The organism is uncultured Brevundimonas sp. (genome assembly GCF_963974615.1).
Lineage (GTDB): Bacteria > Pseudomonadota > Alphaproteobacteria > Caulobacterales > Caulobacteraceae > Brevundimonas.
On sequence record NZ_CAXBDH010000024.1, the window covers coordinates 20,526 to 32,785 of the forward strand.

10 protein-coding genes are annotated in these 12,260 nt (G+C 67.1%); 2 read left to right on the plus strand and 8 right to left on the minus strand.

Going from position 1 to position 12,260, the window contains the following annotated elements; all coding sequences use genetic code 11:
- Nucleotides 1–7: 7 nt before the first annotated feature.
- Nucleotides 8–2,575 (minus strand): tipN, encoded by a 2,568-nt coding sequence (locus AAC050_RS13755; protein WP_339915662.1) that lies wholly within the window; start codon nucleotides 2,573–2,575, stop codon nucleotides 8–10.
- 118 nt (nucleotides 2,576–2,693) lie between these two features.
- Nucleotides 2,694–2,879 (minus strand): hypothetical protein, encoded by a 186-nt coding sequence (locus tag AAC050_RS13760; RefSeq protein ID WP_339915663.1) that lies wholly within the window; start codon nucleotides 2,877–2,879, stop codon nucleotides 2,694–2,696.
- A 140-nt stretch (nucleotides 2,880–3,019) separates the two neighbouring features.
- Between AAC050_RS13760 and AAC050_RS13765 the strand changes: the two genes are divergently transcribed.
- Nucleotides 3,020–4,543 (plus strand): phospholipase D-like domain-containing protein, encoded by a 1,524-nt coding sequence (locus tag AAC050_RS13765; protein ID WP_339915664.1) that lies wholly within the window; start codon nucleotides 3,020–3,022, stop codon nucleotides 4,541–4,543.
- Here the strand turns inward: AAC050_RS13765 and AAC050_RS13770 are convergent.
- The 5 genes from AAC050_RS13770 to folD all read right to left on the minus strand — a co-directional run bounded on the left by AAC050_RS13770 (nucleotide 4,540) and on the right by folD (nucleotide 8,682).
- Nucleotides 4,540–5,325: an endonuclease/exonuclease/phosphatase family protein gene (locus AAC050_RS13770; protein WP_339915665.1), complete on the minus strand. Its 786-nt coding sequence runs from the start codon at nucleotides 5,323–5,325 to the stop codon at nucleotides 4,540–4,542. The two genes, AAC050_RS13765 and AAC050_RS13770, sit on opposite strands and share 4 nt — an antisense overlap.
- 149 nt (nucleotides 5,326–5,474) lie before the next feature.
- Nucleotides 5,475–6,161 (minus strand): TPM domain-containing protein, encoded by a 687-nt coding sequence (locus AAC050_RS13775; protein ID WP_339915666.1) that lies wholly within the window; start codon nucleotides 6,159–6,161, stop codon nucleotides 5,475–5,477.
- Entirely contained in the window at nucleotides 6,161–7,012 is an 852-nt protein-coding gene (locus tag AAC050_RS13780) for a TPM domain-containing protein (RefSeq protein ID WP_339915667.1), read from the minus strand. The genes AAC050_RS13775 and AAC050_RS13780 overlap by 1 nt, the downstream gene beginning before the upstream one ends.
- On the minus strand, nucleotides 7,009–7,689 hold the full coding sequence (locus AAC050_RS13785; protein WP_339915668.1) for a LemA family protein: 681 nt from the start codon (nucleotides 7,687–7,689) through the stop codon (nucleotides 7,009–7,011). Before AAC050_RS13785 ends, AAC050_RS13780 begins: the two co-directional genes overlap by 4 nt.
- Nucleotides 7,690–7,758: 69 nt before the next feature.
- On the minus strand, nucleotides 7,759–8,682 hold the full coding sequence (gene folD / locus AAC050_RS13790; RefSeq protein ID WP_339915669.1) for a bifunctional methylenetetrahydrofolate dehydrogenase/methenyltetrahydrofolate cyclohydrolase FolD: 924 nt from the start codon (nucleotides 8,680–8,682) through the stop codon (nucleotides 7,759–7,761).
- A gap of 94 nt (nucleotides 8,683–8,776) precedes the next feature.
- On the opposite strand from folD, the gene AAC050_RS13795 reads away from it, so the two are divergent.
- Nucleotides 8,777–10,630, plus strand: a complete 1,854-nt coding sequence (locus tag AAC050_RS13795) for a pre-peptidase C-terminal domain-containing protein (protein ID WP_339915670.1) — start codon at nucleotides 8,777–8,779, stop codon at nucleotides 10,628–10,630.
- Nucleotides 10,631–10,670: 40 nt separating this feature from the next.
- Here the strand turns inward: AAC050_RS13795 and hutH are convergent, their stop codons facing one another.
- Nucleotides 10,671–12,197 (minus strand): histidine ammonia-lyase, encoded by a 1,527-nt coding sequence (gene hutH / locus AAC050_RS13800; RefSeq protein ID WP_339915671.1) that lies wholly within the window; start codon nucleotides 12,195–12,197, stop codon nucleotides 10,671–10,673.
- Between the last annotated feature and the right edge of the window lie 63 nt (nucleotides 12,198–12,260).

Genomic DNA, 12,260 nt, shown 5'->3' on the forward strand with positions numbered 1-12,260 from the left:
TTTGCCGTCAGGCGAGATCGCCCACGGCGGCGTCGAGCAGCATGTAGGCCCGGCCACCATCCGAGGTCAGCAGCGCCAGAACGCCGGGCGCATCGCCGTCCCGGGCGCGATCCTGAAGCCTCTGACCGAAACCCCGGACATAGTCTTCCGCGTCGGCGCGAAGTTCGGCATCGCCCAATACCCGACGGGAGACACTGCGCACGGCCGCCGGCGCGACCCGCCGAACGATCTGCCGCGCCCGGTCGGGGTCCCGCGCGGCGATGGCCTGGCCGGACTCTTCGACCCTTGCCTTTGGAAGCAGGGCGTTCGGATCGACTCCCATACGCCGAATGGCGGCGATGACCCGTTCGGTCAGGGCCTCGAACCGGGATTCGGACTGCGCGTCGTCGGCGATGGCCGGCATGGCGGGGGTGTCGAGATCGAGCGGCTGTTCTTCCGCCCCGATGTCTTCAAGGTCGCTCCAGCCCAGACGGTCAATCGGAGATGTGGGCACGGGTGTCTTGATGGTCGGTTCAAGTCTGAGACGGCCCCGAAGGCCGAAGCCGCGGCCTTCTTCAGTGCGGGAGGGTTTGCTGCGCGTGGACTCCACCGGTTCCGGTTTGTCGGCGGCGGCGGCGGGCTCCCGCCGTCGTGGGGTGGGGGCGTCACCGGACACGACGCCCATCAGGCGAACGGCTTCGGTCAGCATTTCGTAGTTGCGGCGAACCCGCTCCTGGAAGCCGGCGTCCAGCGCTTCGGTGTCGGCGGCGGCCTTCTTCGAGGCATTGGACAGGGCGGCGAGCCCTTCCTCGACCGAGGTGCGAACGGCGTCGACGCGCTTTTGGGCTTCTTCGGGCAGTTTGTTGGCCCGCTCATCGAGTTCGCTGATGGCCTCGTCGATCTGGGAAAAGGCGGCGTTCATGCGTTCGACCGTGGCCTCGAGACGCTCGACCGCCCGTTCTGCGGCCTCATCGACCAGTCCCACCGTTTCATCGACGACGCGGCGCGCGCCGTCGATTCTGGCGTCGGCGGCCTGGTCGGCCTTCTGCGCCGCATCGAACAGGGCCTCGCCCAGACGATCCGCGCGAACCTGGGCCTGGGTGGCAGCATCCCCGGCGGCGAGACGGGTCTCCTTGGCCGTGGCCTGCATGGCGGACAGGGCCCGGCGGGTTTCGTCGACCATGACGTCCCGCGCTTCGGCGGCCAGGGCCTCGAAACGGTCGAGGGCGATCTTGGTCGCGTTGTCGAAGCCGTCCGCTTCGCGCTGGGACATGTCGACCAGCGCGCGGAACTGGTCCGTGGCGGCCTCGACCAGTTCCTTGATCGAGGCACTTGAGGTGGCCGAGGTCTCATCGAGTTCCGTGGCAGCCGAGCGGGCCGCGGACAGTTGTTCGATCAGCTGCGCACGCTGGCTCTCGACCTGGGCCGAGAAGTCTTCCTGATCGGTCCGCAGGGCATAGGCGGCGGTGACCAGGGCCGCGCGTTGCTGACCCAGACCGGCCTCAACCGACTGGATCTGTTCGGACACGCCCGTGCCCGCGTTTTCAAGGCGGAGGGTCTGGCGGGACAGGTCGTCCGCGGCGGCCCGGGCCGCGTCCTGGGCCTCGCCGGCGGCGGCAGCGAGATCGGCGGCGCGGGCGGCGAGCGCCGCCTCGGCTTCACGCAGCTGGGTCTGGGCCAGGTCGGACGCGTCGATGACCATGCGCGACTGGCGTTCCACGGCTTCCAGAACGCCCGCAGCCTGAGTGTCCAGCTGTGCACCGAGCGCCTTCATGCTTTCCCGCTCACTGCCGAGTTGTTCGGCGAGCTGGCGGGCCGTGCGGACGGCCGTATCCGCGGCCTCGTTGAGGCGGACGGTTTCCTGGGCCAGGGCTTCGCGCAGCAGGGTCATGTCGTGGCGGGACCGTTCGGCCGCCAGCGACGCCTGATCGATGTCGATGCGCAGGGTGTTCAGCACTTCGCCGGTCTGCTGGGCGGCGAGTGCGGTGGGCGCGACCAGGGCTTCGGCCAGTTTGCGGGCGCGCCGGGTCTCGAGCGCCAGACTGGCTCCCTGTCGGACGGCATGGGCCAGCATCAGGGCGAGCCCGGCCGGGGCGAGGGCGATCAGCGCATAGACGGCGATCCTCAGCGGGTCGACCGCGGCGTTGCCTGATCCGAATTCGAAGGCCAGCCATGAGGCGACGCCGGCGATCCAGACGGTCGAGGCGATGCCCGCGACCAGATAGGCATAGCGGCCCGACGGTACAGCTTCACCGGATGTGGAGGTGGGGGTCGGCGGCGCGGGCGGTGGCGGCGGGGCGTAGGCGACCGGGGCCGCGCCGGCCGGCATGCTGAAATCAGGTGACGCTTCGGGGGCCTCCTCGACCGGGGGCTCATTCTGTTCGTCCCGTCCGGCTGTCAGGCGTTTCTCCTGGGCCAGGCGGCGACGGCGGCGTTCGGACATCGGGCGCTGAACCTTGCCGTTCGATTCGGGTTCGGTGCTGGAGTCATCTTCCGACGCCGTGTCGTCCGTAGCGGAATCCGTCGTCAGCGTTGTCTCCGGAGCGGGGACATCGTCGGCAGTCAGATTCAGCGGCGTTCGTTTGGGCGACTTCATGGGGCGGCGATCTCGATCACGGGTCGCGGCGGCGGCGCGCGCGAACTCGCGACCCTACCGGCTTAGGCAGGTCGAGCAAAGGCGGCGCGGTCAATTCCCCTGACGGATTTGTGCCCGATCAGCAATCAAGGCTGGGGACAGGGGCGGCTGTAATTCCAGTGGCGGGTTTATCTGCGCAATCGGCGGTGCGGTGGATTTCGCGATCGGCCTGGCGCGGGGTGTGCAAATCCACGCCGAACTGGGCCAGGGCCACGGCCGCCAGAAGGGCCAGAAAGCCTGCGATCAGCTCGATTATCACCTGCATCGCCGACCTCCCCGGTTCAGAAGCAACGAAACCTTATGCGCCCGAAGGAGCTTTCAGACAATCTTCCATCCGTGGAACCCGGATCGTTATTGACCGTCAGGGGCCGCGCATGGAACGGGTGGGGTCGCAAGACGCCGGGGATGGCCCCACATCCAAACGTCATCGGAATCGGTCAGGCTGGCATCATGCACGACAAGACCACGGTCAATCATAGTACCGTGCTGGTGCCGGGCCAGAATTGCTGGCGCGTGGATACCGCCGCCCGGTTTTCGGTGCTGATGGAGAATGAAGCCTATTTCGATGCGTTGAAGTCGTCCCTGAACAAGGCGCAGCGTTCGATCGTGATCCTCGGCTGGCAATTCGACCCCCGCACCCGACTGGACCCTGAATCGCGCTTTGGCGACCGGCAGGCCGAGATCGGTCACCAGCTGAGGATGCTGGTCAAGTCGAAGCCGGATCTGGATATACGCCTGCTGATCTGGAAATCGCCGCTGTTGATCGCCGCGTCCCAGGGGTTTTATCCGCATCGGGCCCAGCGCTGGTTCCAGAAGCGTCTGGTCGAGTTTCGCCTCGACTCGCCCGGCCCGATCGGGGCCTGCCATCATCAGAAGGCGGTCATCATCGATGACGCCGTGGCCTTCTGCGGCGGTGGTGATATCTCGACCGACCGCTGGGACACCAGTGACCATCTGGACGATGATCCGCGGCGGTGCCAGCCGTCAGGCCTGATCTCTCCGGCACGACATGAGGTCATGTGTGTCATGGATGGACCGGCGGCCAGGGCGCTGGGGGATCTGGCGCGCGAGCGCTGGTTCCGGGCCACGTGGGAGCGGACCGTTCCCGATGATGTGCCCGGCGATCCATGGCCGGATGACGTGGAGGTCGACCTGGTCGACACGCCGGTCGCGATCACCCGCACCGAGCCGAAATGGCGCGGTCGGGCCGAGGTTCGGGAGAACGAGGCCCTGCATATCGCGCTGATCGAACAGGCTTCGAAGTTAATTTATTTTGAGAATCAATATTTTACGTCGCCGTTAATTGCTGAGGCCCTGGCCCGGCGGTTGTCTGAACCGGATGGCCCCGAGATTATTCTGGTCTCGACCGGGGGCAGCCCCAGCTGGTTTGACCGTATGACCATGGATACAGCCCGCTCCGAGGTGCTGTACCGGCTGGAAAATGCGGACATATACAATCGCTTCTCGGCCTTCGCGCCGTTCGGCGAGGCGGGCGGGCGGATCATCGTTCATGCCAAGGTGTCGATCATCGACGACCGGCTGCTGCGGATCGGCTCGACCAATCTGAACAACCGGTCCCTGGGGCTCGACACGGAGTGTGACGTGACGACGGAGCCGGGGACGGAAGAGGGCCGGGCGGCCATCGCGACGTTCCGGCATCGCTCCATCGGCCATTTCATCGGTATCAGCGCGGCGGAGTTCGCGGCGGCCGAGGCGGTGATGGGCTCTACGGGCGAGGCGATCCGACGGTTCGATACGGATCGGATGCACGCGCTGGGTGCCGCGCCGCCGTCGCAGGTCGAGCGGTTTATCGCCGAATGGCAGTTGGGGGACCCGTCGTCGTCCGACGATGCCTGGCGACCGTGGCGACGCCGAAATCCGTCGCAGAGAAGCGAATCCGGGCAGCTCAGCGACCTGAGGGAACGCTAGGGGGTAGGGTCGCGGGCCGCGTCGGTCCGGATTTCGAAATCCACGACCAGCGGCAGATGATCGGACGCCATCCGGGCCAGGGGTGAAAAGGGGGCCGTGATCGAACGGACCACGATCTCGGGGCTGGCGAAGCAATGGTCGATGCGGACGGCGGGGAAGCTGGACGGGAAGGTCTTGATTGTCGGCTTCAGTCCGAGTGTGCGCTGGACGTCGGGGAGACGTCGGGCAAGGGCCTGATAGGGGCGCGTCAGGGAGGTCACATTGAAGTCGCCCGTCAGGATGGTGGGGCCGGTGCATTCGGGGTGGCCGAGCCAGCCGCGCCCGTTCAGGGCCGCAGCCTGAAGCCGTTGTTCCCGCGGGATGAGACCGAAATGGGTGTTGAAGACATTCAGGGTCACGCCCTCGATTTCGATGGCGGACCAGAGCGCGCCGCGCGGTTCCAGACCCGGGATCCCCTTGAGGGTCGGCAGCGCGGCCGATTTGACCAGGCGCTCGGGATGGTGCGTCAGGATGGCGTCGCCATAGAGCTCGGCCTCAACCTGCATGGCGGGGTGGAAATGATGGGTCATGGCCAGTTTTTCGGCGATCAGCCCGGCCTGGTCAGTGAAGCCTGTCCGGGCGCGGCCCACATCCAGCTCCTGCAGACAGACGATGTCGGGCTCGTGCTCGGCGATGACCGCGACGATGCGATCGACATCGAGGCGACGATCCACACCGACGCAGCGATGAACATTGTAGGTCAGCAGGCGGGCCATGGAGTCCTTGGCGTGGAGCTGGGTCATTTCCGGGCGGAGATGACCCCGGGGGATGTTCGCGTCTGACTGTGTCCGTCAGAAGCCGAAAATGCGCCCGATTCAATGTGGAGCAAAATCCGGGTCCTGGCTGGCGGGTCAATCAGGGCCGTTCTGGTCTAGCGCGGGGATGTGACGGGTCAGATAATGACCAGTCGGTCCGCGATCTCGTTGGGATTCTTCGGCCCCGGTGGAAAATGCTCCGCCAGAACGGCACCACACAGGCCTATAGCGCGCTCAAATCCATCGACCGGCGTGCCTGCTTTCATGCCTCGGATCAGGGTTTCCGCCGTATCGGCCCAGACGTCGCTATCGACCCGGGCATGAATGCCCTCGTCGGCGACCACCTCGACCTGATGATCCGACAGTGCGGCGAAGATAAGGATACCGGTGCGACCCTCGGTGACGTGCAGACCGTGGGCGAGAAACTGCTGCATGGCGGCATTCCGGACCCGGGTCCGTCGAATGCTGGGTGGTGTCACCCACCGCCTGACCGGCGGTATCGAGGTCAGCAACAGGACCGTCAGGAAAATCGCAGCCTGCACAAGAGCATAGGCCGCCAGGGTTCGGCCGGTGTTTATGTCCAGTGCCGCCCGGTGGGCGATTTCCCAGCCCCCGCCGAAGCCTGGAAACCAGGTGGCGTCGAGCCCGAAGGGAATCAGGGTCAGCGGCAGAACCAGCGCCGCCGCCGCCGCCCACCCCAGGGAGATGTCGCGATAGGAGGAGACCTCGCGCGCCAGCACACAGAAGATTTCGCCCGAGGTCGCCGTTTCCGCCGTGCTGATGGCGGTGGCGATGCGGGCCTGATCGGCCGGAGTCAGATCCATCACCATCCTCCTGATGCGCCGCCGCCACCGAAGCCGCCGCCGCCGCCGCCAAAACCGCCGCCAAATCCACCGCCGCCGAACCCGCCGCCGGAACGCCCGCGTCCACCGCGCGCGCCATTTCTGAGTGCTTCGGATGCCGCCCAGATGAGGATCGGCGCGAGACCATTGCCTCCCCGGCGACGCCGTCGACCGCCGGATCGCGCGGCACCGATCAGTGTTGTCAGCAACAACAGGAAGACAGCGCCGATCACCATGATCGCACCTACGGGTATGCCGGGGCGGGGCGGTGTTGCCGCTGCCGCCCGGGCCCGGGCCTCGACCGGATCAAGCCGTAGCTGGGCGTCGATGGCGGTCACACCATTGGTGATGCCGGTTTCGAAATCTCCGGTCCGGAAGGCCGGCAGGATGTCGTTCTGGATGATCAGGGCCGAAAGGGCGTCGGTGAGGACGGGCTCCAGTCCGTATCCGACCTCGATGCGAACCTTGCGTTCATTGGGGGCGATGATCAGCAGCAGGCCGTTGTCGGTATCCTGTTGTCCGATCCCCCAGGCGCGACCCAGCTGATAGCCGTAATCCTCGATCTCTCGACCCTGCAGGCTGTCGACGGTGACGACGACCAGTTGATCGGTGGTGTCCCGTTCGAGCGCGGCGAGGGTTTCGGTCAGCCGGGCTTCCCCCGCCGGGGAGATCAGCTGGGCCTCGTCGACGACCCGGCCGGACAGGGCCGGGAAGACGGGGGCGGACTGGGCCAGGGCGAGGCTCGCCGACGCCAGCCACAGGGCCAGAACGAGCAGAGTCGACCCGAGGCCGCGCTCCGTGCCGCCGATCTTTGTTGGTGCGCGGGCCGTCAACGTTCGGGCGCTGTCGGCGGCGGGCTGCCGGGCAGGACGTTCGGGGGACGGCCCCCGGGAACGGCGGGGGCCAACGCATCGAAATTCACCGTCGGTGGATTCTGGGCTTCCGCAGAGGCGCTGAACAGGGGCATCGGCTCGGACCCAGACTGGAAGGTCCTGGCCCAGATCACCGTCGGAAAGGTGCGCAGTGACGTATTGTAGCTCTGCACCGCCTCGTTGTAGTCGCGCCGGGCGACGGCGATGCGGTTTTCCGTGCCTTCGAGCTGGGATTGCAGCGCCAGGAAATTCTGGTTGGACTTCAGGTCGGGGTAGCGTTCGACCACCAGCAACAGGCGTGACAGGGCCTGGGACAGTTCGCCCTGCGCCGCCTGATAGCGGCGGAAAGCGGCCGGATCGTTCAGGGTTTCAGGCGTGATCGTCACGCTGGTGGCACGGGACCTGGCCTCGATCACCTGGGTCAGGGTGGTGCGCTCCTGGATGGCGGCCCCCTGCACGGTGGCCACCAGATTGGGGATCAGGTCGGCGCGCCGCTGATACTGTGACTGCACATCGGCCCAGCGCGCCCTGGCGGCTTCCTGCTTGGTGGGAATGGTGTTGTAGCCGCAACCGGCCACGGCCGGCAGGACGATGACGACAGCCGCGAGGGCCTTCGCGTGGGGGCTGATCCGGATCATGGGTGTCTCCTGGACGCGACGTCTGGCGGTCGCTCGTTGCGTGGACTATCCCCGCAACCGCCTGTCGCTTCAAGCGTCGAGACGCTCGGGCGTGACCCCGGCCGCGCGACAGGCGGCCGTGTAGGTGTTGGCCAACAGACAGGCGATGGTCATCGGGCCGACGCCGCCGGGAACCGGTGTGACGTACTGTGCGACGACCGCAGCCTCATCGAACGCGACATCGCCGACCAGACGGGTCTTGCCCTCGGCCGCCCTGGCCGGGTCGCGGGCGGGCAGGCGGTTGATGCCGACATCGATGACGGTCGCGCCGGGGCGAATCCAGTCGCCGCGGATCATTTCGGGCCGGCCGACGGCGGCGACCAGAATATCGGCTGTGCGGCACAGGGCGGGCAGGTCGCGCGTTCGCGAGTGGGCGATGGTGACGGTGCAACTCTCGGCCAGCAGTAGCTGGGCCATCGGCTTGCCGACGATGTTGGAGCGGCCGACGATCACGGCATTGAGCCCGGTCAGGTCGCCCAGGGCGTTTTTCAGCAGCATCAGGCATCCCAGCGGGGTGCAGGGGACCAGACCCGGCAGGCCGACGGCCAGACGTCCGACATTGACCACGTGAAAGCCGTCCACGTCCTTGTCCGGATCAATCGCCGCCAGCACGGCCGCGGTATCGATGTGGGACGGCAGGGGCAGCTGGACCAGAATGCCGTGGATGCCGGAGTCGGCGTTCAGGGTGGCGATGAGGGCCAGGAGATCAGCCTGGGGGGTCGTCTCGGACAGGCGATGGGTATCCGAGCGCATGCCGGCGGCCTGGGTCCGTTCGCCCTTGTTGCGCACATAGACCTGACTGGCCGGATCCTCACCGACAATCACCACCGCCAGGCCCGGCTTCAGGCCATGGGCCGACTGCAATCGTGCCGTTGCGGCCGTGACCCGTTCGACCAGCCCGGCAGCGAAGGCCTTGCCGTCGATCAGGGTCGCGCGGGAGGGCTCGGCGGTCATGCGGCGTTCCTGGTACAAAAGTCGATCTGAAGGGGGCGATTTACAGCCCCCCCGGTTCGGCGTCTATGATCGGCCTCGAAACAAGGGGGATCCCATGCGCCGTTCTACCATCGCAGCCACCGTCAGTATCCTTGCCCTTCTGGCCGTATCCGGTCGAGCCGTTGCCCAGGAGCCGATCCGGATCGGTGACCGGGTCAGCGGTGCACTGACGGCCGAGGACGCCGTCGCGCCTGATGACGCCTATCGCTATGACGATTACCGGTTCACTGCCCGCGAGGGCCAGCGGCTGGAAATCACGATGCAGTCGTCGGAATTCGACACCTACATCGGTCTGTATGAAGCGGGGCAGACCGAGGAGGAAATTCTCGGCGACGATGACGGTTTCGGACAGGATACGGATTCGCGGCTGCGCTTTGTTGTGGACGGGTCGGGTGAGTACCTGCTGAGGGCGCGGACACTGTCGGGGCTGGACGGCGGGGCCTATACGCTCGCGCTCAGCGAACGGCCGGCGGCCGCGCGTGCGCCCCGACCGACGGCGATCCGCCTCGGCCAGGCCCGGTCGGGTGCGCTGACGTCCGGCGATCCGGAAACGGATGACGGGGCCAATTATGACGCCTACCGGTTCCGCGCCCGTGCCGGCGATCGCGTCGGGATCAGCCTGAATTCCGAGGATTTCGATCCCGTCGTCCGGGTCGGGCGGATGAACGGCAACACCTTCGATCAGCTGGCCGAGAACGACGACGGTCCCGGCGGGTCGCTGAACTCGTTCCTGATCTTCACCGCCCCCGAGTCGGGCGAATACATCATCCGGGCAACGCCGCTGACCGCCGGGGGCGAAGGGGCCTATGATCTGAGCCTTGCCGAGGTCCCGGAAGCCGGTCCGGCCGAAGCCATCGATATCGGCTACGCGATCCAGGGTGAGCTGACTGCGACCGACGGACTGAACGATTCCGGGTTCCGGGTCGACAGCTATCGCTTCACCGGTCGTGCGGGCCAGCGGATCGAAGTGACGATGGATTCGGACGTCTTCGACACCTATCTGGAACTCTTCGGTTCCGGCGGCCCGGACGGTGTGCCGGTCAGTCTGGCCGAGGATGACGACGGCGGGGCCGAGGGGACCAATTCCCGCCTGATCTATACCTTGCCCGAGGACGGGGACTACCGGATCGACGCGCGCGGTTTCTCCACCGACTCGGAGGGAGCCTACACGCTTGAGCTCAATGAAATCGAACCGGAGCGGGCCCCGGTGGCGCTGGAATTCGGAACGACGGTCGAGGGGGCGATCGACGCCGACGATCCCCGGGACCTCGAGGATCGCGGCTATGATTCCTACGTCTTCAGCGGATCGGAAGGCCAGCGGGTTCAGGCGATCATGCGGTCGGGTGATTTCGACACCTATCTGGAGATCGGCAAGGTCGGCGGTGAGTTTTCAGCCCTGTCGAGCGATGATGACGGTCTGGGCGAGGGGACGGATTCGCGGCTGAATTTCATCCTGCCGGAGGCCGGGGACTATGTCCTGCGTGCCCTGCCGCTGGGGTCGGAGTCCGAAGGGCTGTATTCGATCGAACTGATCGACCGCGGGCCGCAGCCGGAGCCGGGCAGCATCCTGATCGGAGCCACGGCGCGCGGCACGCTCAGCGACAGTGACGCCATCGCCGAGGACGGCAGTTTCTATGATGCCTATGTCGTCCACGTGAAAGAAGGCGACAAGCTGGTCATCACCCTGGTGTCGAATGAGTTCGACTGTTTCGTGCTCATCGGTCGCGGTGGTGGGGACGAAGCGTTCGAAAACCTCGGCTCGGACGATGACGGCCTGTCCGACACCAACTCCAGGCTGGAATGGACGGCCCCGTCCGAAGGCAGTTTCGAAATCAGGGCCGGCAGTTTCGGCCCGGCGCAAACCGGGGCCTATGCCCTGACGGTCGAGCGTCAAACCGAGCGGCGCTGACCGGGGGCCCGGGAGCGGAGCGCTCTACGGGCAATCGCGCTCAGCTGGAGGGCAGCAGGGTTCCGGCGAACGCCCGGTAGCGGCCGTCCCGCACGCCGTCCGTCGCGCGGGCGATGTCGGGGGCGAAATAGTGGTCGCTGCCATAGGCGGCGGCCGCCTCGCGGACGATGGCGTAAACCTGTTCGAGATCGGGTGACGAGGTCAGGGGACGGTGGAATTCGATGCCCTGGGCGGCGGCCAGCAGTTCGATGCCGACGACGGCGGCCGCGTTCTCGGCCATGTCCAGCAGGCGGCGCGCGCCATGGGTAGCCATGGAGACATGGTCCTCCTGATTGGCGGAGGTCGGGACGGTGTCGACGCTGCACGGATGGGCGACCATGCGGTTCTCGGCCACCAGGGCGGCGGCGGTGACCTGGGCGATCATGAAGCCGGAGTTGAGGCCGCTCTCCTTCACCAGGAAGGCGGGCAGGGCGCTCATGTTCGGATCGACGAGGATCGAGGTGCGGCGCTCGGACATATTGCCGATCTCGCACAGGGCCATGGCGATCTGATCGGCGGCGAAGGCCACGGGCTCGGCGTGGAAATTGCCGCCCGAGATGACGTCACCGTCGTCGATGAAGACCAGCGGATTGTCGGTCACGGCATTGGCCTCGCGCGTCAGGGTGGCGGCGGCATTGTTGAGCAGGTCGAGGATGGCCCCCATGACCTGGGGCTGGCAGCGCAGGGAATAGGGGTCCTGGACCTTGGAACAGTCATGGCGATGGCTGTCGCGGATGGCGCTGCCGGCCATCAGGGCGCGCAGGCGTTCGGCCACGACGATCTGGCCGGGCTGGCCGCGCAGGGCATGGATGCGGGCATCGAACGGGGCGTCCGACCCTTTCAGCGCATCGACCGACAGGGCGCCGGCGGCAATGGCGGCGGCGAACACGCCTTCGGTGGCGAACAGGCCGGCCAGGGCCAGGGCGGTCGAACACTGGGTGCCGTTCAGCAGGGCCAGACCTTCCTTGGGGCCGAGGGTCAGAGGCGCGAGACCGGCGCGGGCCAGGGCGTCGACCGCGTCGAGGGTTTCGCCCTTGTGGCGGGCCTCGCCGACCCCGATCAGGACGCAGCTCATATGGGCGAGGGGGGCGAGGTCGCCCGAGGCCCCGACCGAGCCCTTGGCCGGGATGCAGGGCAGGACGTCGGCATTGACCATGGCGATCAGGGTCTGGAGCGTGGCGCGGCGGATGCCTGAGGCCCCGCGCGACAGGGAGGCGATCTTCAGCACCATCATCAGACGGACCACGGCATCGTCGAGATCCCGGCCGACGCCGCAGGCATGGCTGAGCACCAGGTTGCGCTGCAGGGTCTCGAGGTCTTCCGGGGCGATCGAGGTGTTGGCCAGCAGGCCGAAGCCGGTGTTGATGCCGTAGACGGTGCGCCCCTCGGCGACGATGGCGGCGACCGTGGCCGCCCCCTTGTCGACATTGGCCCAGGCGGCCGGGGTCAGGTCGACGGTGCACGGGCCGTCGAGCACGGCGCGCAGCCGGGCGAGGGTGAGGGGCGTGGTGCCGAGGGTGAGTTTCATTTGCTGATCCTCTCCCTTCCCCCTTGATGGGGGAAGGGCCGGGGTTGGGGGTGCGGCGGGCCC

Bases quoted from the DNA above. Each gene is read 5' to 3' on its own strand.
- folD (WP_339915669.1), bottom strand. From the start codon at position 8,682: ATGACCGCCGAGCCCTCCCGCGCGACCCTGATCGACGGCAAGGCCTTC.
- AAC050_RS13795 (WP_339915670.1), top strand. From the start codon at position 8,777: ATGCGCCGTTCTACCATCGCAGCCACCGTCAGTATCCTTGCCCTTCTG.
- AAC050_RS13775 (WP_339915666.1), bottom strand. From the start codon at position 6,161: ATGGATCTGACTCCGGCCGATCAGGCCCGCATCGCCACCGCCATCAGC.
- hutH (WP_339915671.1), bottom strand. From the start codon at position 12,197: ATGAAACTCACCCTCGGCACCACGCCCCTCACCCTCGCCCGGCTGCGC.
- AAC050_RS13785 (WP_339915668.1), bottom strand. From the start codon at position 7,689: ATGATCCGGATCAGCCCCCACGCGAAGGCCCTCGCGGCTGTCGTCATC.
- AAC050_RS13765 (WP_339915664.1), top strand. From the start codon at position 3,020: ATGGCCCCACATCCAAACGTCATCGGAATCGGTCAGGCTGGCATCATG.
- AAC050_RS13760 (WP_339915663.1), bottom strand. From the start codon at position 2,879: ATGCAGGTGATAATCGAGCTGATCGCAGGCTTTCTGGCCCTTCTGGCG.
- AAC050_RS13755 (WP_339915662.1), bottom strand. From the start codon at position 2,575: ATGAAGTCGCCCAAACGAACGCCGCTGAATCTGACTGCCGACGATGTC.
- AAC050_RS13770 (WP_339915665.1), bottom strand. From the start codon at position 5,325: ATGACCCAGCTCCACGCCAAGGACTCCATGGCCCGCCTGCTGACCTAC.